Below are 25,822 nucleotides of genomic sequence, written 5' to 3' on the forward strand. Positions count from 1 at the left end.
TGAGGTTGCTGGTGTCGGGGTGGCGGGTCTTAAGGCCCGCCACCCACTCGCGACGGTGCGGGATCCTGTCGAAGCGTGCCCAATGATTGGGCCGCCCGCCGGGCGTCCGCACCACAATTCTCCCGCCTTGCCTCGGTAGCCGGACTCAGCTCGCAAGCGTCAGGATGATCGGCCCGTTTCTGGTCGCCACGATCGTGTGCTCGTACTGCACGGTCAGCGCTCGCGGTTCGCTGTAGAGCGTCCAGGGGTCGCCGTTGTCCCCATCCTCGGCCCAGTCAGCGCCGAGCGACAGGAAGGGCTCGACCGTGAAGACCAGCCCCTCCTCGATCATCCGCCTCTCCGTCGGGTCGGGCCAGGTCGGCACTTCCTTCGGTTCGTCGTGGAGCGTGAGCCCGATGCCGTGGCTGGAAAGGTTCTGGATCAGCGTGTAGCGGTTCTTCTTGGCAAACGCCCCGATGGCATTGCCGATACCGGCGAGCGGCCGCCCGGTCTTCACCTGCTGCAGGCCGGTCCAGAGTGCCCGGCGCCCGTCGCGGCAAAGCTTCTCCACCTGCCGCGTCACCGGCGGCACCGCATAGGAGGCGCCGGCATCGCCGAAGAAGCCGTCCTTCACGGCCGAGACGTCGATGTTGACGAGATCGCCCGCCCGGATCACCCGCGCCCCGGGAATGCCATGGGCGACTTCCTCGTTGACGCTGATGCAGGTGGCGCCGGGAAACTTGTAGCAGAATTCCGGCGCCGACTGAGCGCCATTGTCCTCCAGCACCTTGCGGCCGATCCCATCGAGCTCGGCCGTGGTGATCCCCGGCTCCAGCGCCTTGGCCATGGTCTCTATCGCAACCGCGCAGAGGCGACCGACGTCCTTCAGCTTCTGCAGTTCTTCTTCAGTGGTAACGATCATTCCATCATCCGGTTTTGGCGGCCGGTTTCGCGCCATCCGCCGAGCCGGTCAATGCATTTCTGACGAGCGGGGCGACTTTCGTGCCGTAGAGCTCGATGCCGCGCATGATCTGGTCGTGCGGCATCAGCCCGATCGCCATCTGCAGGAGGAACCGGTCATTGCCGAACACCTTGTGGGCCGCGACGATCTTCTCCGCCACCAGTTCCGGATCGCCTACGAAGAGATTACCGGTCGGCCCGCGCGCCGCGTCGAAATGCGCGCGGTTCGTCGGCCCCCAACCGCGTTCTCGGCCGATGCGGTCCATCACCGCCGCCTGCGGCCCATAGAACTGATCCGCGGCAAGCTCCGTCGTATCCGCGATGAAGCCGTGGACGTTGATGCTGGTCTTCAGCATGGCGGGATCGGTCCCCGCCCGCCGCGCCGCCTCGCGATAGAGCTGGAAGAGCGGCGCGAAGCGCGGATACTCGCCGCCGATGATGGCAAGCGCCACCGGCAGGCCGAGCGCGCCTGCCCGCGCCACCGATTGCGGCGTGCCGCCCACGGCGATCCACAGCGGCAGCCTCTCCTGCAGCGGACGCGGATAGACGCCGCGGCCGTTGATCGGCGGCCGCAACTGCCCTTCCGACCACGTCACGACTTCCTCGTCTCGGATCGCCATCAGCAGGTCGAGCTTCTCGGCGAACAACTGGTCGTAGTCGCCGAGGTCGTAGCCGAAGAGCGGGAAGGACTCGATGAAGGAACCGCGCCCCGCCATGATCTCCGCCCGGCCGTTCGAGATGAGGTCGAGCGTCGCGAACTGCTGGAACACCCGCACCGGCTCGTCGGAGGAGAGCACCGAAACGGCGCTGGTGAGCCGGATGTTCTTCGTCTTCACCGCCGCGGCCGCCAGCACCGTCGCCGGCGACGAGACCGCATAATCAGGCCGGTGGTGCTCGCCCAGCCCGAACACGTCGAGCCCGACCTGGTCGGCGAGTTCGATCTCCTCGATCAGGTTCTTCAGCCGCCGCGCCCCCTCCGCTCCCTTGTCGGCGGCATTGGGATCGACATCAGCAAAGGTATAGAGTCCGAGTTCCATGGGGCGGCATCCGTTCCTTCTGTCTGAAGGGGAGATAGAGATCAGACCGGCAACGGCAAATGGGAATATCTCGAACGGTGCGTTCGAAGGAGTGGATAGCTGAGGCTTCCAATAATGGAACGAGAGAATGCCCGCAGAACTGAGGAACGGAAAAAGGAGAACCTTCCGTTCCTTTCCTATTATTCGATGGCCGCCTTACATCCGCGCAACGAGCGCCGCCAACTGGTCGGCCGCCTTGCCCCAGCCTTCGTGGAAACCCATCTCCTCGTGGGTCTTCTTGTCCGCTTCGGTCCAGTGGAGCGCCTTGGCGGTGTAGCGCGTGCGCCCGCCCGGCAGTTCCTCCAGGAGCACGACCCCCACCATGAAGGGCTTGCCGGTCGGCACCCAGCCTTCGGTGAAGGCGTCGGTGAAGACAAGCTTCTCATTCTCGACCAGCTCCAGATAGACACCCTCGTTCGGGATGACCTCGCCGTTCGGCCCTTCCATGACGGTGTTGCAGCGCCCGCCTGCCCTGAGATCCAGATCGGCCTGCGTCACCTTCCAGGGCTCCGGGCAGAACCACACCTTCATCAGCTCCGGCGTCGTCCAGGCCTTATAGATCTTCTCGCGCGGCGCATCGAATTCGCGCACCAGAACGAGTTCGTGGCCAGGTGTCTTGTTGGTCATGTCCATCTTCAATCCCTCCGATGATCTGATGATGCTTCAAGGACGGATGACGGTGGCGTTTGCCGACACGGCTGCCAGGTTATTCTCTCAGTGCCTGCATGTAAGAGACATTCTTCGTCCACCTTGACCATTTGTGGTTTGGATAGTCTCGGGTTAGATTATGGTGCCCTCTTGGTGTGAGTGAGGAACCCGTGTCGACAGAAACAGTCAGCCTCGAATTTCTCGCGAAGCAGGCAAAGCTCAACATGGACGAGTTACGTACCCTGCGGCGCGACCTGTCGGACATGATGCGTCTTCTGAACGCCAACTACGAGCTCACCAGACGGATCGAGCGGAGGGAGGGCGAACTCCGGGACGACCTCGAGCTGATGGTCAAGATGGAGCTTGGTGGCTCACTCGCCAACATCCAGACAGCAATCGAAGGCTCTCTGTCGAGAATCGAAGACAAAGTGGGCGACGTCATTCAAAGAGTTGAAGTCCTCGAAAAGAAGCCATGAGCAGCAGATCGTCCGGTGCTGCGGGTTGAAGACGGCGAAGATCACCCTACCGCCGCCTCTTCCTTCAGCTTGTCCAGTTCCTGCCGCACATGGGCGGCCTCCGCGGGCGAGCGGGCAAGGGAGATCGCCCGGCCGAAGGCCTCCCTCGCCTCCCTTGTCTCGCCTCTCTGGGCAAGCAGCGCGCCGCGCACGCCATGGAAGTAGAAATATCCGTCGAGCGCCTCCGCCAGCGGTTCCAGCATGGCGAGCGCCTCGGCAGGGCCGCGCAGCTTCGAAAAGGCGACGACTCGGTTGAGCGAGACGACCGGTGACGGATTGAGCTTTTCGAGAAGCTGGTAGAGGAGTTCGATTTCCTTCCAGTCCGTCGCCTCCGCCCTCTCGGCCCGGGCATGCAGCGCCGCGATTGCTGCCTGGACCTGGTATGGTCCTGGCTTGCGGTGGCGGATTGCCTTGTCGAGCAGCGCCAGTGCCTCGTCGATCTGCCCGCAGTCCCAGAGCGATCGGTCCTGATCCTCGAGCAGGATGATCTGTCCTTCCTGGTCGTGGCGCGCCTCGCGGCGGGAGTGCTGCAGCAGCATCAGCGCCGTCAGCCCCATAATCTCCGGCTCCGCCGGGAAGATGCGCAGCAGCAGCCGCGAAAGCCGGATTGCCTCCTCACAAAGCGCCGCGACATCCGGATTGTTCATGCCCGCGGAGTAACCCTCGTTGAAGACGAGGTAGATCATCGCCATGACCGGCGGCAGCCGCTCCGCCCTCTCGTTAGGGCTCGGCGCCTCGAAGGGCAGCCCGGCCTTCCCGACACGCGCCTTGGCCCGGGTGATCCGCTGCTCCATGGCGCTTTCGGAGACAAGAAAGGCACGCGCGATCTGCGTCACGCTGATGCCGGAAACGATCCGGAGTGCCAGCGCGATCTGCTGCGTGGCCGGCAGGCCCGGATGGCAGCAGATGAACATCAGCCTGAGGATGTCGTCGCGGTAGTGCGAACTGTCCAGCCGCTCGGCCATGTCGGCTTCAGCGTCGGAAAGGTCGGACAGCACCTTCTCGTCCGGCAGAGCGGTATTGCGCGCCGTCTTACGGATCTGGTCCACACCGCTGTTGCGGCCGACGAAGATCAGCCATGCGGTCGGATCGCGCGGCGGCCCCTTGTCCGGCCAGGTACGGATTGCCCTCAGGCAGGCCTCCTGGAAGGCTTCCTCCGCCGTATCGAGGTCGCGGAAGTAGCGCAGCAGCGCGCCCATGGCCTGCGGCCGGGCGGCAGTGAGCGCAAGATCGATCCAGGCGGGATCCTTCATGTGGGCGAACTCCCCGGATGGAAGACGTAGAAGGGCCGGATTTCGTAGGATGTGGAGCCCGGATTGGCGGCCGACAGCTCCTTGGAGAAGGCGATCGCCTCATCCAGGCTCTCGACATCCACGGTGTAGAAACCGAGCAGCACCTCCTTCGTCTCGGCGAAGGGGCCGTCGACGACCAGCGGCTCGTCCCTGCCCTTGCGCACCGTCGTCGCTGCCGTCGTCGGCATCAGCCGCCCGGTCGGACCGAGCTTGCCCGCCCTCGCCAGCGGCTCCTGCACGGCCTGGAGACGTCCCATCACGGCCGCCTCTTCCTCCTTCGACCAGGCGAAGACCTTTTCCTCGTCGGCATAGCAGAGGATGGCATACAGCATCGTGAACTCCTTCTCGCATGGAAGACGAAGGAGTAGCGCCCATGCAGACGGGACGCAGCAAAAAAATCTGCGGCCGGGAGCCTGCCTCAGGCGGCCTTGGGCGTACCGGACATCGGCCGTGGTTCCGCCATCAGGCCCTTGAACAGGCACCAGGTCGCTGCCAGCAGCACGATGGCGAACGGAAAGCCCGTCGAAACCGCCATGGCCTGCAGCGCCGCAAGCCCGCCGCCCAGCATCAGCGCGATCGCAACGAGTCCCTCGAACGTCGCCCAGAAGATCCGTTGAGGTACCGGCGCATTCACCTTGCCACCGGCCGCGATCGTGTCGATCACCAGCGAGCCGGAGTCGGACGAGGTGACGAAGAAGACGATCACCAGGATGATGCCGATCAGCGAGGTGAGCTGCGTCAGCGGCAGGTGCGCCAGCATTTCGAAGAGTTGGATCTCCAGCGCCGCGTCCTGCACCGAGGTCAGCCCCTGCGAAACGACCTGGCTGATCGCCGTGCCGCCGAGCGCTGTCATCCAGATCGTCGAGACGAGCGACGGGATGAGCAGCACCGCGATCAGGAACTCGCGCACCGTACGCCCCCGGCTGACCCTGGCGATGAACATGCCGACGAAGGGCGACCAGCTGATCCACCAGGCCCAGTAGAAGGCCGTCCAGCCATGGCGGAAATTGTCGTCATCGCGGCCGAACGGGTTCGACAGCGCCGGCAGGTATTCCACATAGGCGAGCAGGTTCAGGAAGAAGCCGCGCAGGATCTGCAGCGTCGGTCCGACCAGAATCACGAACATCAGCAGCAGGAAGGCGAGCGCCATGTTGACTTCCGAGAGACGCTTGACTCCTTTGTCCATGCCGGCGACCACCGAGGCGGTAGCGATCCCGGTGATGATGATCACCAGGAAGACTGTCATGCCCACGCCAGTGGGAAGGCCAAAGAGGAAGTTCAGCCCCGCGCCTGCCTGTTCTGCACCGATACCGAGCGACGTGGAAAGGCCGAAGATGGTGGCGAAGACCGCCAGGATATCCACGACATGACCGGGCCAGCCCCAAACCCGCTCGCCGAAGATCGGATAGAAGGCCGAGCGCAATGTCAGCGGCAGGCCCTTGTTGAAGGCGAAGAGCGCCAGCGACAGGGCGACGACGGCATAGATCGCCCAGGGATGTAGCGACCAGTGGAAGATGGTGGCGGCCATGGCGAGGCGCCGCGAGGCTTCAGTGTCCCCGGCAGTACCGCCCAGCGGTGCCCAGTCGGTCCGGACTCCGTCCTCGAATACCGGCCCTTCGAAGGCGGCGGTGTAGTTGCCGAGCGGCTCGGAGACGCCGTAGAACATGAGGCCGATCCCCATGCCGGCGGCAAAGAGCATCGAGAACCACGAAAGGCGGCTGTAGTCGGGCGTTGCCTCGGGTCCGCCGAGCCGGATGCGCCCGAGCGGCAGGAAGATCAGCGCGACGCAGACCACCACGAAGATGTTGCCGGCAAGAAGGAAGAACCAGGCGAGGTTTGAGGTGAGCGTATCCCGTATGGCGGTAAAGACCGGCCCAAGCGTCGTCTGGAACATCAGCGTCAGGAAGGTAAACGCAACAATGGTCAGCGCCGAGACGCTGAACACGACGTTGTGGATGTCGAGCTCAAAGACGAAGCGCCGGCGGTAATTGATGTTGTCCTGACCGATCTCGTAGTCGGTATCGATGATCTGCGTCCTGCCCTCCGGCGCGGGAATGGCTTCGTCTGCGCTGGAAGCGCTGATATCGGTCATGATTCACTCCAATCATTTTGCGATGCCGGCCGCAGGCCTTGTTACTCTGGAGTTGGGGAACACCCGGATGATGGCGCGGCACGCTTGGAAAATACCCGACAGCCGCGAAAGGCCAGCATGGCGCCGGCAGGCTGTGGGAGCGTCGAGGGGCGTAAATGGCGCATCGGAAACGGAAGGGCAACCCCTTCTGCCTCATTTTTGCCTTGAATGTCCTTGGGAGGTGGCCGAACCCGACGCAGGCCCTATAGTCTCACACGCTTCCAACCCGCGAGAACAATCATGGCTGATCTCTCCGCATTTCCGGTCACCAGCCGCTGGCCGGCGAAGAACCAGGACATCCTGCAGCTCTATTCGGCACAGACGCCGAACGGCGTGAAAGTGTCGATCATGCTGGAGGAGACGGGCCTTCCCTACGAACCGCACTTCATCAACATCGGCCAGGACGAGACCTGGGGCGCCGAATACCTGTCCCTGAACCCCAACGGCAAGATCCCGGCCATCCTCGACCCCGATGGCCCGGATGGCCGGCCGCTGGCGCTCTTCGAGAGCGGCGCCATTCTCATCTATCTGGCGGAAAAGACCGGCAAGTTCCTCCCAGCCGACTCCGGCCGTCGTTATGAAACCATCCAATGGGTCATGTGGCAGATGGGAGGCATGGGGCCGATGTTCGGCCAGCTTGGCTTCTTCCACAAGTTCGCCGGCAAGGACTACGAGGACAAGCGCCCGCGCGACCGCTACGCCAGGGAGAGCGCCCGGCTGATCCGGGTGCTGGAGACTCGGCTCGACGGCCGCGAGTGGATCATGGGCGACGACTACACGATCGCCGACATCGCCATGCTGGGCTGGATCCGAAACCTGACCGGCTTCTATGGCGCCGGCGAGTTGGTGAATTATGCCGAGCTGCAAAATGTGCCGGCATGGCTGGAACGCGGCCTGGCGCGGCCGGCGGTGGACCGTGGACTGAACATCCCGGCGAGACCGTGAGGAGGACGCCATGCCCATGCCCGCCCTGCCGATGGAGGGTTCCTGCCGCTGCGGACAGGTCCGAATCCGCATCCGCGTCCCGCCGCTCCTGACCATGGCCTGTCACTGCCGCGGCTGTCAGAAAATGAGCGCCGGCGCCTTCTCCTGCAGCGCCGCCATTCCGTCGCAGGGGTTCGAGGTGGTCGGAGGCGAGCCGGTGATAGGCGGTGCCCACGGCGACGACGTCCGGCACTACCACTGCCCGCACTGCAAGAGCTGGATGTTCACGAGGCCGGTCGGCATGGACTGGTTCGTCAATGTCCGTCCGACCATGCTCGACGACGTCTCGTGGTTCTCCCCCTTCATCGAGACCTATACGAGCGCAAAGCTGCCGTGGGCGACGACCGGCGCCGTCCACAGCTTTCCTGAGTTCCCGCCCATGGACGCCTATGAGGCGCTGACCAAGGAGTTCCTGGAGCGCGCCTAAAATCTCTCTCCGCGTGTCGGCTCCGCCTCCTCTCGCCCGTCCTTGAAGCACCCGCCCACGCGGGCGACCAACAGGAGGGTAATGAGATGGACACAACTGTTGACGCAAATACGGCACAGCAGGAACCCGAACCGGTGAAAGGCGGCATCGTCGCCTATCTCCAGGTGGACGGCGCGATGAAGGCGGCGGAGTTCTACAAGCGGGCGCTCGGCGCGGAATTCGCAGGCGCTCATCCGCCGGACGATCGGGGCCGTACCATGCATGTGCATCTTTATATCAACGGCAGTTCGCTGATGCTGTGCGACCCCTACCCCGATTACGGCTACCCGCTGGAAAAACCGCAGGCCTTCACGGTCATGCTGCCCGTCGAGGGCATCGACGCCTGGTGGAAGCGTGCCGTCGAGGCCGGCATGGAAGTGGTGACGGAGCTCCAGGTGATGTTCTGGGGCGACCGCTACGGCCAGTTGCGCGACCCCTTCGGCATCCTGTGGGCGATGAACGAGCCGGTGAAATAGAGAGTTTCGAGCTGGTATTGCGAGCGGGCAAGGCCGGGTGGCCGGCCGGTTCACGGACAGCCTCACCCGTTTGTGAGCGGGTGAGGCATCATTTCGGGGTGGGTATTAACTTCCCGCTAACCCTCCGCATCTGTATTAGACCCTCATCAGAGACGGCCGCGCAGCGACATGCGGGCCAAAATCCACGCACAGAAACAGATGGAGGCAAGATGTTCACCCGGACGTGCTGCTTTGCTCTTTCGCTCATGCTCGGATCGGCTGCGGTCGCCAGCGCACAGCCCACCAGGATCAAGCAATTCGACGCCTGGGGCGTCTATTCCTATACCGAGAACGGCCAGAAGAACTGCTACGCCCTGTCGGTACCCGTCACTCAGCAGCCGGGCAACGTCAACCACGGCGACAACTTCGTGCTGGTCGCGCCGCAAGGGTCGAGCTATGCGCCGCAGGCGATCATGGGCTACAACCTCAACCCCTCCTCCGAGGTGAAGGTGCGCGTCGACGACAAGAGCTTCACCATGGCGCCGAAGGACAACGCCGCCTGGGTGAAGAACCAGGCCCGCGAGCCGGAAATGGTCGACGCCATGCGCGCCGGCCGCGAACTCATCATCGAGGCGACCTCGCAGCGCGGCACCGATACCAGCTACGCCTATTCCCTGAAGGGCGTCACCGCCGCGCTGAACGAAGTGCGCAAATGCAACTGATGCGCACGGGTGCTTCCGCCGCCGGAGAGACGTCGACAGCATGAGCGGCATGTCATTTCCGCGGCGCTGCGCCGCCGCCGTCTTGGCGGCCATCACCGCATTCGGGCCTCTGCACCCTGTCATGCCGGCCGTCCGGCCGGCAGTCGCTGCGGATGTCGGATCCGGTTTCCGCAGCGGTCGAGAGACCGGCTATCCCGTCCCCCGCTTCGTCTCCCTGAAGGCGGCCAGGGCGCGCATGCGCATCGGTCCCTCCACCGACTATGCAACCAAGTGGATCTACACGCAGCGCGGCCTGCCGCTGGAGATCACCGAGGAATACGGCAACTGGCGCCGCGTGCGCGATTTCGACGGCGTTACCGGCTGGATGTCGGGCGCGCTGCTGTCGGGCGACCGCACCGCGGTCGTCGGGCCGTGGCTCCGCGAACCGATCCCGCTCCGGCGCGCCGGCGTATCCGGCGCGCGCATCACCGCGCAGCTTGCGCCAAAGGTCCTGATGCAGGTCGGCGGGTGCGACGGCAGGTGGTGCCGGGTCAGCCTGCCGCAGAACAACCTCGAAGGCTATGTCGAGCAGTCCTCCCTCTGGGGCGTCTATCCCGGCGAGCGCTTCGAGTGACCGCAGCCGTCACGGCGCACGTCAGGCATTCGTCAGCGTCCGCCTGACGGCGTCCTTCCAGCCGCGGATCTTCGCCTCCCTCACCGCCCCGTCCATCTGCGGCTCGAAGCAGCGCTGGCGCGCCCAGCGGCGGGCGAACTCCTCCCGGCCGGGCCAGACGCCGGCCTTCGATCCGGCAAGCCAGGCAGCCCCGAGCGCCGTCGTCTCCAGGATGGTCGGCCGGTCGACCGGCGCGTCGAGCAGGTCGGCAAGCCGCTGCATGGTCCAGTCGGAGGCGACCATGCCGCCGTCGACGCGCAGCACGGTCTGCCGGCCGTCGCTCTGCCAGTCCTTGTGCATGGCATCGAGCAGGTCGCGGGTCTGGTAGCAGACGGCCTCCAGCGCGGCGCGGGAGAGTTCAGCCGGTCCAGTGTTTCGGGTCAGCCCGAAGATCGCGCCGCGTGCCTCCGCGTCCCAGTGCGGCGCACCGAGCCCGGTGAAGGCCGGCACCAGATAGACCTGCTGCTCGGGGTCGGCGCTGTCGGCGAGTTGCCCCGTCTGCTCCGCCTTGCGGATGATGCCGAGGCCGTCCCGCAGCCATTGCACCGCAGCCCCCGCGATGAAGATCGAGCCCTCCAGCGCATAGGTCGTCCGGCCATCGAGGCGGTAGGCGATCGTGGTCAGCAGCCGGTTCCTCGACGGCACCATCTCGGAGCCTGTGTTCAGCACGGCGAAGCAGCCGGTGCCGTAGGTCGACTTGATCATGCCGGGCTCGAAGCAGGCCTGGCCGATGGTGGCGGCCTGCTGGTCGCCCGCCACGCCGAGGATGGGTATCGCCGCGCCGAACAGCCGCTCGTCGGTGACGCCGAAATCATCGGCACAGTCCTTCACCTCGGGAAGCATCGCCCCCGGCACGTCGAGGATCTTCAGCAACTCCTCGTCCCACCGGTTTTCGGCAATGTTGTAGAGCAATGTGCGGCTGGCATTGGTGGCGTCGGTGACGAAGCTCTTGGCCCCCGTCAACCGCCAGATGAGATAGGTGTCGATGGTGCCGAAGCAGAGCTCGCCGTTTTCGGCCCGCTTGCGCGCGCCCTCGATGTTGGTGAGCAGCCAGGAGAGCTTCGTGCCGGAGAAATAGGGATCGAGCAGCAGGCCGGTCCTTTCCGTGAAGAGCTGTTCCAGCCCCTCTGCCTTCATCCGCTCGCAGTCGCCCGCGGTGCGGCGGTCCTGCCAGACGATCGCATTGTGGATCGCCTGCCCCGTCTCGCGCTCCCAGACGACGACGGTCTCCCGCTGGTTGGTAATGCCGATCGCGGCGATTTCAGAGGCCTTGATGCCGGCCTTGCGGATCGCCTGGCGGATCGTCAGCACCACGCTGCCCCAGATCTCCTCCGGATCGTGCTCCACCCAGCCGGACTTGGGGAAGATCTGCGTGAACTCCTTCTGGCCGACGCCGGCGATCTTCATGTTCCCGTCGAAGACGATTGCTCGACTGGACGTCGTTCCCTGGTCGATCGCCAGCACATAACCCGCCATTCGGTCCTCCCTCACGCTCCTCGTTCCTTGCCACGGTTTGAGCAGATGCGCCGAAGGCCTGTCAACGGGTGGCGGCCCCGCCGCGTCAGTACCGCCAGAAGGTCGGCATTAGCAGCACAAGCACCGTCAGTACCTCCAGGCGCCCGAGCAGCATCAGCACCGACATCACGTAAAGAGCCGGGTCGCTGATCGTGGAGAAATTGCCGGCCGGGCCGATGATGCTGCCGATCCCCGGCCCGACATTGGAAAGCGAGGTGATCGACCCCGACATGGCCGTCATGAGGTCGTAACCGAGGGCTCCGAGCGCCATCAAGCCGAGCGCCCAGAGCAGCATGTAGAGGGCGAGGAACAGGAAGATGCTCCGCTGCACGTCGGGCTCCACCGTCTGGCGGCCGTAGCGCACGGAGGCGACGGAACTGGGATAGACGAGCCGCTGGAGACCTGCCCGCACGACGCCATAGAGGACGACGATACGATAGGCCTTGATGCCGCCGGCCGTGGAGCCGGTGCAGCCGCCGATGAAGGTGGCCATGAAGGCCGCGGTCACCGCGAACGGCCCCCACAGCGTATAGTCCTCGCTTGCAAAGCCGGTCGTCGACAGGATCGAGCTGATGTTGAAGAAGGCATGCGTCAGCGCCAACCCGATTTCCACGTCGTTGGTGAGATGATGATAGACGCCGACTGCCACCGAGAAAACCGTCAGGTAGCCCAGGAAGGCGAGGATCTGCGGATCGCGCAGCACGTTCAGCCGTTTTCGCACGGCAAGCAGGATCATCACCGAGAAGGGCAGGCTGCTGATCGTCATGAAGATGGTCCCGGCCCACAGCACGGCGAGGCTGTCGAAATGGCCGAAGGAGGCGTCGTGGGTGGAGTAGCCGCCGGTCGCGACGGTGGTCAGGGCGTGATTGACGGCGTCGAAGAGGCTCATGCCGGCCCAGGCATAGGCGAGCGTGCAGGCGAGCGTTATGCCCAGGTAGATCGCCATGAAGGCGCGCGTGAAGCTGGCGAACCGGGAGAAGGGCTTCTCCGTCGTATCGGAGGATTCCAGCTTGAAGAAGGACAGCCCGCCGACGCGCAGATTCGGCAGGATGAAGAGCCCGAGCCCGAGGATGCCGATGCCGCCGAGCCAGACGATGAGCGAGCGCCACAGCAGCAGGCCGGGCGGCAGGTTGTCGAGTCCGACGAGGACCGTGCCGCCGGTGGTGGTGATCCCCGAAACGGATTCGAAGACGGCCTGCGCCAGCGTCAGGTCATAGCTCGAAAGATAGAAGGGAATGGCGCCGACGATGGTGAACACGGTCCACAACACGTTGACGAGCAGGAAGCCGAAGCGCCGGGTGAAGACGGGCGGCGGGCCGCTCGTGGCGGCCGCGGTGAGCATGAAGACGCCTCCGCAGAGCGCGCCCGACAGGGCGAAGACCTGCCAGTCTGGATGTCCGACGTAGAGATCGGCCAAGGCCGGCACGAACATGGCGCTCGACAGGTAAAGGCCGCAGAGCGCCGCAATATGGAGGACGGAACGAAAAAGGGTCGCGTTCAAATTCAGGCCGTTCGATCCGCCGCCCGAAGACCTGAAGGTCCGCAGACTGCTTGGACAACTCCGGCGTCTCTAGCACGAGTCCGGGCCGCGCCAACAGCGCCGATGCGACAAGTTGCCGGAAAGCGGGGTCGGAAGGGTTATCGTCTTGGAACAAAATCGGCGCTCAGCCGTAAAGGCGGTGTCTGCCCCACCTGGATCCGAGGCGCCGCGATGACCACCACCTACACGACCACCACCACAGGAAGGGCCGGATTTCCGCTCAGGACCTTCTTCGTCCCCTTCCCGTTCGTCTGCTTCACCCTCGCCCTGATAACCGATATTGCCTACTGGCAGACGTCCTTCCTGATGTGGCACAATTTTTCCGCCTGGCTGCTCTTTGCCGGCCTCGTCTTCGGCGGCATCGGCCTGGTTGCCGGCGCAGTCGATATGTTCCGCCGGTCGACACGCATCCTGGGACCCGGATGGCTGGCCGCGATCGGCTACATCCTGATGCTTCTGCTGGCAGTCGTGAACAGCTTCGTCCATGCCGGCGACGGCTGGACGGCGATCGTGCCGAACGGCCTCGTTCTCTCCGCCCTCACCGTGGCGCTGGCGGTGCTGACCGTGATCTTCGCCGCCCGCCGCCGGTCCCGTGTGATCTGGAGTATAGAACGATGAACCGCCCCGCCCGATTGACCGCCCTCGCCACCGTCTCGCTCCTGGCACTGGCGCTTGCCGGCTGCAGCGACGACAATGGCGATTTCGACGTCACCCAGCAGATCGGCCCGGATCCGGTACTGCCGGAACCCAGGAGCGAACTCCTGCCGGATCTCAAGGTCGCCAAGGTGGTCGGCTGGCAGGACGGGGAGACGCCGACCGTCCCGGAAGGCTTGACCGTCACCGCCTATGCAACCGATCTTGCCAACCCGCGCACCGTCCACACGCTTCCCAATGGCGACGTACTGGTCGTGCAGGGCAAGGCACCGGAAGGCGGGCGCCCACTGGAGCGGCCCAAGGAGTTCGTGCGTGGCTGGGTCATGTCCCTTGGCCAGGGCGGCGGTGCGCCAAAGGAAAGTAACCTCATCACCCTGTTGCGCGACAGCAACCGGGACGGCGAGGTGGACGAGCGCCACGACCTCCTGACCAAGCTCGAGTCACCCTTTGGCGTCGCGTGGATAGACGACACGCTTTATGTGGCGGGAGGCGACTCGCTGCTCGCCTATCCCTATCGGCTCGGCGACAACGAGATCACCGGCGAGCCGCGCGTGATCACGGACCAGCTCAGCGGGCCGATCGATCACCACTGGACGAAGGACCTGGCGCTCAGCCCCGATGGCCGCTTCCTCTACGTATCCGTCGGCTCCAATTCCAACGCCGCCGAGCGGGGAATGGAGGCAGAGAGAGGCCGCGCGGCGATCTTCGAGGTCGACCGGCAAAGCCGGGCCATGCGCCTCTTCGCCTCCGGCCTGCGCAACCCGAACGGACTGACTTTCCACCCCGAGACCGGCGAACTCTGGACTGTGGTCAACGAACGCGACGAACTCGGCCCGAACCTCGTCCCGGACTACATGACCTCGGTCAAGGACGGCGCCTTCTACGGGTGGCCCTGGAGCTATTTCGGCAACCATGTGGACGAGCGGGTGCATCCGCCGCGGCCCGACATGGTGGAGAAGGCCGTCAAGCCGGACTACGCGCTGTCGAGCCACGTCGCCGCCCTCGGCATGACCTTCTCCCACGGCTCGGCCATGCCCGAGCCCTATGCGAACGGCGCCTTCATCGGCGAGCACGGCAGTTGGAACCGCAGTTCCTTCAACGGCTACAAGGTGATCTACGTGCCCTTCGAGAACGGCAAGCCGGCAGGCATGGCCCAGGACGTGGTGACCGGCTTCCTCGACGGCGACAATGCCCGCGGCCGCCCCGTCGGCGTCGGCATCGACGGTACCGGTGCGCTTCTGGTTGCCGACGATTCCGGCAACACCGTCTGGCGCGTGGCTCCCGCCGATGGCACGGTGATTCCCCAGCCGATCGCAACTGACCAGCCGCTGTCAGGTGCGCCCCCCGGCGCAGCCTCGCCTGCGGCATCCGGGGCTGCGCCGCCGGCACAGGCGGGGCAGACAGGCACGCCTCCCGCAACGCCCGCGGACGGTGCCGCTCCGGCGACGGCTTCGGAGACACCACCGCCTGCCACCGACCCCACGACCGATGAGCCTCCAGCCCCTGCGGCCGATGGCGAGGCCCCGCCACCTCAGCCGCAAACGGACGTGCCGGCCACCGAACCGGAAGCAGCCGTCGAGCCCGGCGGCTGACCCCCACTCGCTTTCCGGTCGCCCTCCTCCCCGGCGGCCGACGTGTCGCTCGCCGCCGGTGGACTGGCGGCGAGCGACATGGCATCGTCCGGGCGAATGACTGGGAGCTTATGGATGCGCGTCACCGTCTTCAGCACCAAACCCTATGATCGTCGGTTTCTCCATCGGGCATCAGGCGAAGGACTGGAACTGCAATACAGCGAGGCGCGACTGTCGCTCGATACGGCGCGTCTTGCCGAAGGCTCGACCGCGATCTGTGCCTTCGTCAACGATGACCTGTCGAAGCCGGTCCTGGAATACCTGACAGGAATGGGTGTGCGGCTCGTGGCCCTGCGGAGCGCCGGCTTCAACAACGTCGATCTGGCAGCGGCCGAAGCCCTGGGCATCGCAGTCGCGCGTGTGCCGGCCTATTCGCCGCACGCGGTCGCGGAACACACGATGGCGATCATCCTCGCACTCAACCGCAAGATCCACCGCGCCTACAACCGGGTTCGTGAAGGCAATTTCGCGCTCGACGGCCTGCTCGGCTTCGACCTCAACGGCAAGACGATGGGGATTGTCGGCACGGGAAAGATCGGCGCCGTCCTGGCCCGGATCGCCTCCGGGTTCGGCTGCCAACTGCTTGGACACGACATACGGCCGAACCCGGAATGCGAAGCGCTCGGCATGGCCTATGTCGGACGTGAAGAGTTGTTCCGGAGGTCGGACATTGTGAGCCTGAACTGCCCGCTGACACCCGACACCCGGCACATGATCAACGCCGAAACGCTGCCGGTGCTGAAGCCCGGCGTGATGCTGATCAACACCAGTCGAGGCGCGGTGATCGACGCCCAGGCGGCGATTGCGGGGCTCAAGGACGGGACGATCGGCAGCCTTGGCCTCGACGTCTATGAGGAAGAGGCCGACCTCTTCTTCGAAGACCTCTCCAACGAGGTGCTGCGCGATGATGTCTTTGCCCGCCTCCTGACCTTCCCGAACGTCCTGATCACCGGCCACCAGGCCTTCTTCACGCGCGAAGCGCTGGAGGCGATCGCCGAAACGACGATCGGCAACATCGTGAAGTTCCGCGAGACCGGTAAGCCGCTGCATGCGGTCACGGTCGAATATCTCGCCGCAAGGAACTGAGGCGTTTCGCCAAGGCATCCGGCAACACACCATCGAAAAGTATAAGTCTGAACCAGTTCCCTCTGCCCATATTCATCGGCAGATGCGCCAGGCCTCAACCTCGCCGGTCCATCAACTGACGCGCAGGATCAGCTGCGGCATGGCGGCGGGCGGCGCTACGGCCGCCCATCAGATCACACATACGGAGCGTATGTATCTCTCCGGTCCCATCAGCAGGCAGATGACCGGGCACCACTCCGGTCGCCCCGGCCCCCGTAGATTTGACAGGAGGCCAGGTCAGAACGCAACGCAGTCTTCCCCACCAATCGCCATGCCCTCTACGAACCGCACGGCTACTCCACCGCGATCCGGTCCGGCGATCTCTTGTTCGTCTCCGGCCAGGTTGGCAGCCGCGAGGACGGAAACCCTGAGCCGGATTTCGAAAAGCAGGTCGAGCGCGCCTTTGCCAATCTGCCGGCAGTCCTGGAGGCGGCCGGCTGCAGCTTCGACGAGATCATCGACGTCACGAGCTTCCATACCGATCCGGAGAACCAGTTCGAGACGATCATGGGCGTGAAGAACCGTGTCTTCTCAAGCCACCCTATCCCAACTGGACGGCAGTCGGCGTCAACTGGCTGGCCGGCTTCGACTTCGAGATCAAGGTAATCGCGCGCATCTCGCGGGACGCCTGACCGTCAGCCTCACGGGTGTGGAAGGCAATGCTTGGCGACATCCTGCGCGGCGTAAGCCGCGGCACGGCTCCATGCCTCGTCCGTATCGCCTCGGTAGCTGAGGAAGCGGTCGCAGGTCGGTCGGTTGGTATCGAGGTCGATGACCGCGAACTTCACGCCGCCGACCAGGGTGCTCATCTTGCGCACCTGACCGATGAGCAGATGGCTCGCCCCAGCCTCCACCGCTTGCCTGGAGAGGGCCTCGACGCCGGCGCTTCCGACAGTGCATTTGTCCGCGCAACCCAGCGGAACCGTCCTGAGGTTCTTCTCCGCGGCAAGGCTGTCGACGATGGTCCGGTCCAGCGCCTGAAGGCGACGGTCGTGCTCGGCGGTTTGATCCCGCATCTCGCCTGACGTGTCGACGAAGTCGAACCCTGCCGTGGCAACAGTGACGGGCTCTGCGGCCCAGGCGGGCACGGCTACCGTGACAGCCACTCCTATCGCGACGACAGCCGAACGGAGGATTGCGGTAAGCCGGTGGAATCCTGCATTCGATGCCTGTCGCATGCCTGCATCTCCTTCTCCCCGGCGTAGAAGATAGCATTAGTCAGCTTGGAGGCCAACAATGCAGCATGCGCCCGCCCTCATTGCCAGCGCCTGCCATTTGCGCATAACCTCACCAAATCAGTGCAGTGCACAACAAGCCACGGATTGGGAGGTCGGGCATGTCCAGAACCGTCGTCGTCACCGGCTCCACCAGCGGGATCGGGCTTGGGATCGCGAGAGCATTTGCAGCCGAGGGCTGTCACGTCGTCATCAACGGCTTCGGAAACCCCGGCGAGATCGAGGCGGCGCGGCGTGATATGGAGGTGCTCGGCGGCGGCCGGGTCATCTACCACGGTGCCGACATGACGAAGCCGGAAGAGATCGTCGACCTGATCGGCACTGCGAAGGAGACCTTCGGTTCGCTCGACGTCCTCGTCAACAATGCCGGCATCCAGCATGTCGCCAAGATCGAAGAGTTCCCGCCGGAAAAGTGGGACCAGATCATTGCCATCAACCTCACGAGCTCCTTCCACACCATGCGCGCCGCAATCCCGCTGATGAAGGAGAAGGGCAAGGGCCGGATCATCAACGTAGCCTCCGCCCACGCGCTGACAGCCTCCCCTTTCAAGTCTGCCTATGTTGCCGCCAAACATGGTATTTTAGGGTTGACGAAAACAGCAGCCTTGGAACTTGCCGAATTCGGGATTACCGTCAACGCGATCTGTCCCGGCTACGTGCTGACACCCCTGGTGGAGAAGCAGATCCCGGATACGGCCCGCGAGCGCGGCATTTCGGAAGAGCAGGTGAAGACGGACGTGATGCTGAGGCTGCAGGCGACGAAGGAGTTCGTGTCGATCGAGGAAGTGGCCGCGACCGCCGTCTTCCTGGCGAGCGACGCGGCACGGCAGATTACCGGCACCCATATTTCGATCGATGGCGGCTGGACCGCCCAATAAAGAGAACAAACGGAATGACAGACGCGATCCGCTTCATCCTCAACGGCGAGGATATCACCCTTGGCGGCTTCGGCCCGACGGAGACGCTCCTTGACTACCTGCGCCTCAAGCGCCGGCTGACCGGCACCAAGGAAGGCTGCGCCGAGGGCGACTGCGGCGCCTGCACCGTGCTGGTGGGACGGTTGATCGACGGGATCCTGCGCTATGAAACGGTGAACGCCTGCATCCGCTTCCTCGGTTCGCTGCACGGAACCCATGTGGTGACCGTGGAATATCTGGCGGCCAAGGATGGAACGCTGCATCCGGTGCAGCAGGCCATGGTCGACCAGCACGGATCGCAATGCGGCTTCTGCACGCCGGGCTTCGTCATGTCCCTCTATGGCCTCTGGCTGTCGAACGAAACGCCATCGCGGGCCGAGATCGAGAGCGCGCTGCAGGGGAACCTCTGTCGCTGCACCGGCTACGAGCCGATCGTGAAGGCAGCCGAGCAGGTGGCGACGGAGCGGCCAAGCGCACTGTTCGACCCGCTGGAACGCGACCGCATCGAGATCTCCGCGAAGCTCTGGGACATTCGCGCGCACCCCGAGACCATCGTCGTCGAAAAGGACGGCGCCCGATCCGTCATCCCCGCAGACCTGCAGGCCTTTGCCGACTTCCTGGCCGACGAGCCGAAGGCGACGATTGTCGCCGGCTCCACAGACGTGGGGCTGTGGGTAACCAAGCAGATGCGCTTGCTCGATCCGGTCGTCTTCATCAACCACCTGACGGAACTGCAGGCGATCAGCGCCGACGAGAGGGGCATCACGATCGGCGCCGGCGTCACCTATACGCAGGCTGTCGAGGTACTTTTCGAGGAACTGCCGCAGATGGCGCGTCTGATCGACCGCATCGGCGGCGGGCAGGTGCGTAACATGGGCACGATCGGCGGCAATATCGCCAACGGGTCACCGATCGGCGACACGCCCCCACCCCTTATCGCGCTCGGTGCTCAACTGACCCTGCGCTCCCACAGCGGCAAGCGGACCATGCCGCTGGAGGACTACTTCCTCGCCTATGGTAGGCAGGACCGCATGGCGGGCGAATTCGTGGAAAAGGTCTTCGTGCCGCGTCCGCGGGAGGACGCCTATTTCGCCGTCTACAAGATCTCCAAGCGACGCGACGAGGACATTTCCGCCCTCTGCGGCGCCTTCCATGTCGAGCTCGATGTGGAGGGCCGCGTGGCAAGCGCCCGCATCGCCTTCGGCGGCATGGCGGCGACCCCGAAGCGCGCGCGCCATGTGGAAGAAGCGCTGACCGGGCAGGACTGGAACTGGGCAACCGTTTCCGCCGTGCGGGACCTGTTCGACAAGGACTACCAGCCGCTCACCGATTGGCGTGCGACGGCGGAATACCGGTCGCTGACGGCCAAGAACCTGCTGACCCGCTTCTTCCTGGAGACCGCCGGCGCGCCGACTGAGTTGCGCCGCTTTGAATTGGAGGAGGCGTGACATGGACAAGGCAACTTTCGAGCCGAAGAACGTGATCAACGGGCCGATTCACGCCTCGATCCGGCATGACTCCGCGCACAAGCACGTCACCGGAACCGCCGAATATATCGACGATATTCGCGAGCCTGCAGATACGCTGCATGCAGCCCTCGGCATGGCCGACCGGGCCCATGCGGAGATCCTGTCGATCGACCTCGATGCCGTGAAGGCAGCCCCCGGCGTCGTCTGGGTGATGACGGCCGATGACATTCCCGGCTTCAACGACGTCGGCTCCACCGGCCGACACGACGAGCCGCTTCTGGCAACGAACAAGGTCGAATTCCACGGCCAGCCGATCTTCGCGGTGATCGCCGAGACGCGCGACCAGGCCCGCCGTGCCGCACGGCTGGCGAAGATCGAATATCGCGACCTGCCGCACTGGACCGACATCGAAGGCGCGGTCGAAAACGACGCACCGCTGGTCGTCAAGCCGATGACGCTGCAGCGCGGCGAGCCGGAAGCGGAGATCGGCAAGGCGCCACGCCGGCTGAAGGGCCGGATGGAGATCGGCGGCCAGGAGCACTTCTACCTCGAAGGCCAGATTGCCATGGCCATGCCGGGAGAAGACGATGACGTCATCGTCTGGTCCTCCACGCAGCATCCGAGCGAGGTGCAGCACATGGTGGCCCATGTGCTCGGCATCGCCAACAACGCCGTGACGGTCAACATCCGCCGCATGGGCGGCGGCTTCGGCGGCAAGGAAACCCAGGGCAACCACTTTGCCTGCCTTGCGGCGGTGGCGGCGAAGAAGCTCGGCCGCGCCGTCAAGTTCCGGCCGGACCGCGACGAGGACATGGCTGTCACCGGCAAGAGACATGACTTCCGCGTCGACTACGACGTCGCGTTCGACGAGGAAGGCCGCATCCATGCCCTAGACGCTACCTATGCCGCCCGCTGCGGCTGGTGCGCAGACCTTTCCGGACCGGTCACCGACCGCGCCCTCTTCCATGCGGATTCGAGCTACTTCTATCCGCATGTGCACCTCACCTCGCAGCCGCTGAAGACCCATACCGTCTCCAACACCGCCTTCCGCGGCTTCGGCGGCCCGCAGGGCATGCTCGGCGCCGAGCGGGTGATCGAGGAAATCGCCTATGCGCTGGGCAAGGACCCGCTCGACATCCGCAAGCTGAACTTCTACGGCCAGCCCGGCTCCGGCCGCACCACGACGCCCTACCACCAGGAAGTCGAGGACAATGTCATCGCCCGCGTGGTGGAGGAACTGGAACGCTCTTCAGACTATCAGGCACGACGCAAGGCGATCATCGAGTTCAACGAGAACAGTCCCGTCATCCGCAAGGGCATTGCCCTGACGCCGGTGAAGTTCGGCATCTCCTTCACCATGACCGCCTACAACCAGGCGGGCGCGCTGGTGCACATCTACCAGGACGGCTCGATCCACCTGAACCATGGCGGCACCGAAATGGGCCAGGGCCTCTACGTCAAGGTGGCGCAGGTGGTGGCCGACACCTTCAACGTCGACATCGAGCGGGTGAAGATCACCGCCACGACAACGGCCAAGGTGCCGAACACCTCGGCAACCGCCGCCTCCTCCGGCTCCGACCTCAACGGCATGGCGGCCTTTGATGCCGCGCGCCAGATCAAGGAACGGCTGATCGACTTCGCCATGCGCCAGTGGAACGTGCCACGCGAGGAGGTGGAGTTCCTGCCGAACCGCGTGCGGGTCGGCACGGAAGTGGTGCCTTTCGACACGCTGGTGCGCGCCGCCTACTACGACCGCGTGCATCTGTCCGCCGCCGGCTTCTACAAGACGCCGGACATCCACTGGGACCGCGAAGCGGGCCGCGGCCGGCCCTTCTACTACTATGCCTATGGCGCCGCCTGTTCGGAAGTGTCGATCGACACCCTGACCGGCGAGTACATGGTGGAGCGCACCGACATCCTCCACGACGTCGGCCGCTCGCTCAATCCGGCGATCGACATCGGCCAGATCGAGGGTGGCTTCGTGCAGGGCATGGGCTGGCTGACGACCGAGGAACTGTGGTGGGACGACAAGGGGCGCCTCAGGACCCATGCGCCCTCCACCTACAAGATCCCGCTTGCCTCCGACCGGCCGAAGGTCTTCAACGTCAGGCTTGCGGAATGGTCCGAGAATGCCGAACCGACCATCGGCCGCTCCAAGGCCGTCGGCGAGCCACCCTTCATGCTGGCGATCTCGGTGCTGGAGGCGATCTCCATGGCGGTCGCGAGCATCGCCGACTACCGTGAGTGCCCTCGCCTCGATGCACCTGCGACACCCGAGCGGGTGCTGATGGCAGTGGAACGGCTGAAGGCGCTGTGATGGTTACGGTGCGCCTTGCGCCATCCGGCGCGGCGCGCTTCCTCTTCCGAGCAGAACCAGCGCTCGCCATGTTCGTAGCGAATCTTGGTTGCCGCATAATATTCCTGTCCGGGCACGTGGTAGATGCGCTCCCCGGAATTGAGGGAGATATTTCCTTTGATGGTGCAAGCCGAGTCATAGGTTGCGCGCGGCAACAATGTATACCCGCCTGCGCCGATGAAGGCAGCGGCCGATGCGAGGACGACAACTCCGGTGAATTGGCTCATAAAGGCAGCTTAGCTGCGGTAACTTGCCGTTCCGTTAGGGAATTTCTTAAGATTCAATCAAGCGCCGGTGGCTAATTACGGAAATCGACCGCTTCCTCATGGCGATGCTCATTCAGCGGACGAGGTCGGCCACCTCGGTATCGGGAGCAACGACAAATCGGTCTCGTCCGCTGCGCTTGGCCTCGTAGAGAACCTTGTCCGCACGTGCGATCGCCGTTCCCAGACTGCCGATTGTAATCCCACCGGCGAAAACGCCGGCGCTGGCCGTCAGACCCGGCGTACCGCCCGCCTTCCAATGAAAATCCGCCGCGGTCAGGAGAGCGCGGATCCGGTCGGTCACAACGACGGCAGCATCAGATCCCACACCCGGGAGGAACAGGATGAACTCCTCGCCACCCCAGCGGCCGGCAAGATCATTGCCCCGGACACAGCCGCGAAGGATATCCGCAAACCGCACGAGGACATCGTCGCCGGCATCATGGCCGTAGCGGTCGTTGATGCCCTTGAAGTCGTCCAGGTCGAACAGCACGATCGCCGACGAGGCCGGCTGTCGCTCCTGCAGGCACCCGGCCACGCTGTCATGGAAGGCACGGCGATTGAGGAGGCCCGTAAGCGGGTCCGTCTGTGCCAGCCGCTGGAGCTCACGCTGATAGGAAATCCGCTCGGAGATGTCCCGGATGACCGCGATCATGATCGGCTCCGACGTCGCCGACGTCTTCAGAATCGTGATGCCGAGATGAACGTCGGAACCATCGGCACGCCGCCCGACGATCTCCGCTGTGCGGGAGCCCATGTAGCGCGCATCGTCTGCACCTACGCGGAAGTTCGAGACGAGCGCTTGATGACGTGTCCGCAGATGCTCCGGTAGCAGGACCTCGAGCGGCTTTTCCAGGAGCTCTCCGCTCCGCCATCCGAAAATGCGCTCCGCCGAGGGATTGCAAAGGCGAATGATACCGTCGGCATCTATGCCGATGACGCCATCATCGATTTCGAAGACGATTTTCCGGTAGACTTCCTGCGAGGCGGGCAGAAGCGAAGCGATCAGCGTCATGACATCATCTTTTATTCCGCAAGAGACCAGGCGGCACGGGTGTTTGACCGGCTGGCTCCCACGCTGGTTGTTAATAGCTGGATAGACATAAAATCTTAACGAAATCTCGATTCATACCGCTTGGGAGCACAGCAGATGCGTCGGCCCGAGCCACATGCTATGGTTTGCCGCCATGCTCCAGTCATCCCTCCTCACATTCCTTGCAGAACACCCGAATTCCGTCCTCGTCGAGATCGCGCAAGCAATGGGTTCGACCCCCCGTGAACAGGGTGCGTGGATGCTGGTGAGCGATGAAACGACCTGGGGCACGATCGGCGGCGGGCAGTTGGAGTTCATGGCCATCGACAACGCACGCGCCATGCTCGGAGGCGGCGGGAGCGAGGCGATGGACATCCCGCTTGGCCCGGAGATCGGCCAATGCTGCGGCGGACGCATTCGGCTGCTTTTCAAGCCGGTGACGGGTACGGTCGCAGCAGAGCTTGCGCACCGGCAAGAATGGGAAACACGGACCAACCCCGCTGTCTTCATGTTCGGCGCCGGCCATGTGGGGCTGGCCCTTGCGTGGGCTCTTGCACCGCTACCCCTGTCGGTGACGGTAGTGGAAACGCGGGCCTATGCGCTTGAGGGGTTGCCCCACGAGGTAATCGGGCGGGTTGTGGCCATGCCGGAAGCCCTGGTGCCCGACATTCCGGCGGGTGGCGCGGCGGTAATCCTCACCCACGACCATGCGCTCGATTTCCTGATTGCCCGCGAAGCCCTCGCCCGCGCCGACCTTCCCTATGTCGGCATGATCGGCTCGCGGACCAAGCGGGCGACCTTCGCCGCCTGGGCGCGGCGCGAGGGCATGGCTCCGGAGATGGCGGAACGGCTGGTGCTGCCGATCGGCGGGAGCGTCGTGAAGGACAAGCGCCCGGAAGTGATCGCCGCCATGGTCGCCGCCGAACTGCTGACGGTGCTGTCGGCCACCCGCCTCAGAGGCCACGCGGCGGAAAGCTGAGCATAGTCTCCCGCCAGGCGGAACCGCAGGAGTCCTGCCGATGAACAGGCCGCCCATCGCGCAGGCCGATATCACGCAGCACATCTTCGGGCAGCTCGCCGACATCAAGCCGGCTGATGCCTTGTCGGCGGAAGGCAACGTGCTTCCATAGCTGCGACAAGAAGTGCCTGCGATCCGGCAGGCGAGGCGCACCATGACGAGAGCTCAGGGAAAAAGCCATTGAAACACCCACTTCATTCGTTTGTCTGGTGGGGCTAGGATGCACCTCGGTGCAGGCATGATCCAATCGAACGATCGTCTGCATGGATCAAGAGAACTTATCGATGAAGCTGTCGAGACAATTCCCGCTCAACGCCCTGCGCGTCTTCGAGGCGACCGCGCGCCTGAAGAGCTTCACCAAGGCCGGCGAGGAACTCGGCATGACGCAAACGGCGGTGAGCTACCAGATCAAGCTGCTGGAAGACACGCTTGGCGAACCTCTGTTCCTGCGGCGCCCCCGTCAGGTCGCGCTGACAGGGGTCGGCGAGCGGCTGGCCCCGAAGGTTGCGGAAGCTTTCGACATGCTGGCGGAGGCAGTGGGCGGCATCCGGGACCAGTCGGAAACGACGTTGACGATTCACACCACCGCGACCTTCGCTTCCCATTGGCTCGCCCATCACCTCGGCACGTTCCAGTTCGAAAATCCCGGCATTGCCGTGCGGCTGGAAACCTCGCAGTCCGTCGTAGATTTCACCCGCGCCGAAGGCGACGTCGCCATCCGCTCCGGCAAAGGTATCTGGCCTGGAATGAAATCGCACTTCCTGATGAAAAGCCATTTCACGCCCATGCTGAGCCCGGCGCTGGCACAGACGATCGGCGGCATTCAGGAGCCCGCGGACCTGTTGAAGCTCCCGATCATCGACCCGCAGGACGATTGGTGGCCGCTGTGGTTCTCCCGGGCCGGCCTGCCCGACATCGATCTCTCGAAATATCCCGCAAGCCAGTACGGCGCACAATACTTCCACGCGGCGGCGGCCATCGCGGGCCAGGGCGTGGCGATCCTGCGGCCTGAATTCTACGTGGACGACGTCACCCTCGGGCGGCTTTATCAGCCCTTCGACCTGCTTGCGAGCGATGGCTCCGACTACTGGCTCGTCTACCCCGAGTCACGCCGCAATTCCCGCAAGATCCGCGCCTTCCGCGACTTCATGCGCAAGATGATGCCGGATTTCCGCGACTGATCGGG

The 25,822-nt window shown here is 64.5% G+C and carries 24 protein-coding genes and 2 pseudogenes; 15 read left to right on the plus strand and 11 right to left on the minus strand.

Features of this window, described 5'->3' with window-relative positions; genetic code table 11:
- Nucleotides 1-145: 145 nt before the first annotated feature.
- The 3 genes from map to RTCK_RS02605 form a co-directional block, all read right to left on the minus strand.
- Nucleotides 146-901, minus strand: coding sequence for a type I methionyl aminopeptidase (gene map, locus RTCK_RS02595; protein WP_142520016.1), 756 nt, complete (start codon nucleotides 899-901; stop codon nucleotides 146-148).
- A 4-nt stretch (nucleotides 902-905) separates the two neighbouring features.
- Nucleotides 906-1,976: an LLM class flavin-dependent oxidoreductase gene (locus tag RTCK_RS02600; protein ID WP_142591326.1), complete on the minus strand. Its 1,071-nt coding sequence runs from the start codon at nucleotides 1,974-1,976 to the stop codon at nucleotides 906-908.
- 195 nt (nucleotides 1,977-2,171) lie between these two features.
- Nucleotides 2,172-2,642, minus strand: a complete 471-nt coding sequence (locus RTCK_RS02605) for an SRPBCC family protein (protein ID WP_142591328.1) — start codon at nucleotides 2,640-2,642, stop codon at nucleotides 2,172-2,174.
- Nucleotides 2,643-2,833: 191 nt separating this feature from the next.
- Here RTCK_RS02605 and RTCK_RS02610 point away from each other — a divergent pair, with 191 nt between their 5' ends.
- Nucleotides 2,834-3,139, plus strand: coding sequence for a hypothetical protein (locus RTCK_RS02610; protein ID WP_142520014.1), 306 nt, complete (start codon nucleotides 2,834-2,836; stop codon nucleotides 3,137-3,139).
- A gap of 41 nt (nucleotides 3,140-3,180) precedes the next feature.
- Here the strand turns inward: RTCK_RS02610 and RTCK_RS02615 are convergent, their stop codons facing one another.
- The 3 genes from RTCK_RS02615 to RTCK_RS02625 all read right to left on the minus strand — a co-directional run bounded on the left by RTCK_RS02615 (nucleotide 3,181) and on the right by RTCK_RS02625 (nucleotide 6,562).
- Nucleotides 3,181-4,431, minus strand: coding sequence for an RNA polymerase sigma factor (locus RTCK_RS02615; RefSeq protein ID WP_142591330.1), 1,251 nt, complete (start codon nucleotides 4,429-4,431; stop codon nucleotides 3,181-3,183).
- Complete coding sequence (locus tag RTCK_RS02620) at nucleotides 4,428-4,802, minus strand: YciI family protein (protein WP_142591332.1); 375 nt, start codon at nucleotides 4,800-4,802, stop codon at nucleotides 4,428-4,430. Before RTCK_RS02620 ends, RTCK_RS02615 begins: the two co-directional genes overlap by 4 nt.
- Nucleotides 4,803-4,888: 86 nt before the next feature.
- Nucleotides 4,889-6,562 carry a BCCT family transporter gene (locus tag RTCK_RS02625; protein ID WP_142591334.1) on the minus strand — a complete coding sequence of 558 codons (1,674 nt, stop codon included), beginning with the start codon at nucleotides 6,560-6,562 and terminating at the stop codon, nucleotides 4,889-4,891.
- A 279-nt stretch (nucleotides 6,563-6,841) separates the two neighbouring features.
- On the opposite strand from RTCK_RS02625, the gene RTCK_RS02630 reads away from it, so the two are divergent.
- The 5 genes from RTCK_RS02630 (at nucleotide 6,842) to RTCK_RS02650 (ending at nucleotide 9,841) form a co-directional block, all read left to right on the plus strand.
- Nucleotides 6,842-7,546 (plus strand): glutathione S-transferase N-terminal domain-containing protein, encoded by a 705-nt coding sequence (locus RTCK_RS02630; protein WP_142591336.1) that lies wholly within the window; start codon nucleotides 6,842-6,844, stop codon nucleotides 7,544-7,546.
- Between the two features lie 10 nt (nucleotides 7,547-7,556).
- The gene (locus RTCK_RS02635) at nucleotides 7,557-8,012 is read left to right on the plus strand and encodes a GFA family protein (RefSeq protein WP_142520009.1); all 456 of its coding nucleotides are present in this window, start codon (nucleotides 7,557-7,559) and stop codon (nucleotides 8,010-8,012) included.
- 86 nt (nucleotides 8,013-8,098) lie between these two features.
- Nucleotides 8,099-8,527, plus strand: a complete 429-nt coding sequence (locus RTCK_RS02640) for a VOC family protein (RefSeq protein WP_142520008.1) — start codon at nucleotides 8,099-8,101, stop codon at nucleotides 8,525-8,527.
- A 209-nt stretch (nucleotides 8,528-8,736) separates the two neighbouring features.
- Nucleotides 8,737-9,228 carry an invasion associated locus B family protein gene (locus tag RTCK_RS02645; RefSeq protein WP_185927878.1) on the plus strand — a complete coding sequence of 164 codons (492 nt, stop codon included), beginning with the start codon at nucleotides 8,737-8,739 and terminating at the stop codon, nucleotides 9,226-9,228.
- A 40-nt stretch (nucleotides 9,229-9,268) separates the two neighbouring features.
- Complete coding sequence (locus RTCK_RS02650) at nucleotides 9,269-9,841, plus strand: SH3 domain-containing protein (protein WP_142591338.1); 573 nt, start codon at nucleotides 9,269-9,271, stop codon at nucleotides 9,839-9,841.
- Between the two features lie 21 nt (nucleotides 9,842-9,862).
- Here the strand turns inward: RTCK_RS02650 and glpK are convergent, their stop codons facing one another.
- Together glpK and RTCK_RS02660 are read right to left on the minus strand one after the other, a co-directional pair.
- A complete protein-coding gene (gene glpK, locus RTCK_RS02655) occupies nucleotides 9,863-11,356 on the minus strand; it encodes a glycerol kinase GlpK (RefSeq protein WP_142591339.1) in 1,494 nt (497 codons plus the stop codon).
- 85 nt (nucleotides 11,357-11,441) lie between these two features.
- Nucleotides 11,442-12,896, minus strand: a complete 1,455-nt coding sequence (locus RTCK_RS02660; protein ID WP_142591341.1) for a TrkH family potassium uptake protein — start codon at nucleotides 12,894-12,896, stop codon at nucleotides 11,442-11,444.
- A 210-nt stretch (nucleotides 12,897-13,106) separates the two neighbouring features.
- On the opposite strand from RTCK_RS02660, the gene RTCK_RS02665 reads away from it, so the two are divergent.
- The 4 genes and pseudogenes from RTCK_RS02665 to RTCK_RS02680 form a co-directional block, all read left to right on the plus strand.
- Nucleotides 13,107-13,553 carry a DUF2231 domain-containing protein gene (locus RTCK_RS02665; protein ID WP_142591343.1) on the plus strand — a complete coding sequence of 149 codons (447 nt, stop codon included), beginning with the start codon at nucleotides 13,107-13,109 and terminating at the stop codon, nucleotides 13,551-13,553.
- Nucleotides 13,550-15,181 (plus strand): PQQ-dependent sugar dehydrogenase, encoded by a 1,632-nt coding sequence (locus tag RTCK_RS02670; protein ID WP_142591345.1) that lies wholly within the window; start codon nucleotides 13,550-13,552, stop codon nucleotides 15,179-15,181. The genes RTCK_RS02665 and RTCK_RS02670 overlap by 4 nt, the downstream gene beginning before the upstream one ends.
- Nucleotides 15,182-15,295: 114 nt before the next feature.
- Entirely contained in the window at nucleotides 15,296-16,306 is a 1,011-nt protein-coding gene (locus tag RTCK_RS02675; protein WP_142591347.1) for a 2-hydroxyacid dehydrogenase, read from the plus strand.
- 276 nt (nucleotides 16,307-16,582) lie between these two features.
- Nucleotides 16,583-16,977, plus strand: a pseudogene (locus tag RTCK_RS02680) (RidA family protein); the annotation flags it as partial.
- A gap of 9 nt (nucleotides 16,978-16,986) precedes the next feature.
- On the opposite strand, the gene RTCK_RS02685 reads toward RTCK_RS02680, so the two are convergent.
- Nucleotides 16,987-17,523, minus strand: a complete 537-nt coding sequence (locus tag RTCK_RS02685; protein WP_142591348.1) for a DUF2380 domain-containing protein — start codon at nucleotides 17,521-17,523, stop codon at nucleotides 16,987-16,989.
- 158 nt (nucleotides 17,524-17,681) lie between these two features.
- Here RTCK_RS02685 and RTCK_RS02690 point away from each other — a divergent pair, with 158 nt between their 5' ends.
- Genes RTCK_RS02690 through xdhB form a run of 3 tightly spaced genes read left to right on the plus strand, consistent with a single transcriptional unit; the run spans nucleotide 17,682 to nucleotide 22,283 of the window.
- Nucleotides 17,682-18,458 carry a 3-hydroxybutyrate dehydrogenase gene (locus tag RTCK_RS02690; RefSeq protein WP_142591350.1) on the plus strand — a complete coding sequence of 259 codons (777 nt, stop codon included), beginning with the start codon at nucleotides 17,682-17,684 and terminating at the stop codon, nucleotides 18,456-18,458.
- Between the two features lie 14 nt (nucleotides 18,459-18,472).
- Nucleotides 18,473-19,945: a xanthine dehydrogenase small subunit gene (xdhA, locus tag RTCK_RS02695; protein ID WP_142591352.1), complete on the plus strand. Its 1,473-nt coding sequence runs from the start codon at nucleotides 18,473-18,475 to the stop codon at nucleotides 19,943-19,945.
- Nucleotide 19,946: 1 nt separating this feature from the next.
- Nucleotides 19,947-22,283, plus strand: a complete 2,337-nt coding sequence (xdhB, locus tag RTCK_RS02700; RefSeq protein ID WP_142591354.1) for a xanthine dehydrogenase molybdopterin binding subunit — start codon at nucleotides 19,947-19,949, stop codon at nucleotides 22,281-22,283.
- Between the two features lie 11 nt (nucleotides 22,284-22,294).
- Here xdhB and RTCK_RS21150 read toward each other — a convergent pair.
- Both RTCK_RS21150 and RTCK_RS02705 read right to left on the minus strand, forming a co-directional pair.
- Nucleotides 22,295-22,549 (minus strand): annotated as a pseudogene (locus RTCK_RS21150) (sunset domain-containing protein); the annotation flags it as partial.
- 112 nt (nucleotides 22,550-22,661) lie between these two features.
- Complete coding sequence (locus tag RTCK_RS02705) at nucleotides 22,662-23,600, minus strand: GGDEF domain-containing protein (RefSeq protein WP_142519997.1); 939 nt, start codon at nucleotides 23,598-23,600, stop codon at nucleotides 22,662-22,664.
- Between the two features lie 172 nt (nucleotides 23,601-23,772).
- Here RTCK_RS02705 and xdhC point away from each other — a divergent pair, with 172 nt between their 5' ends.
- Nucleotides 23,773-24,597 (plus strand): xanthine dehydrogenase accessory protein XdhC, encoded by an 825-nt coding sequence (xdhC, locus tag RTCK_RS02710; RefSeq protein ID WP_142591356.1) that lies wholly within the window; start codon nucleotides 23,773-23,775, stop codon nucleotides 24,595-24,597.
- A gap of 323 nt (nucleotides 24,598-24,920) precedes the next feature.
- Nucleotides 24,921-25,817, plus strand: coding sequence for a LysR substrate-binding domain-containing protein (locus RTCK_RS02715; protein ID WP_185927879.1), 897 nt, complete (start codon nucleotides 24,921-24,923; stop codon nucleotides 25,815-25,817).
- Nucleotides 25,818-25,822 lie beyond the last annotated feature (5 nt).

It is taken from the genome of Pseudorhizobium endolithicum (assembly GCF_902153245.2).
Lineage (GTDB): Bacteria > Pseudomonadota > Alphaproteobacteria > Rhizobiales > Rhizobiaceae > Neorhizobium > Neorhizobium endolithicum.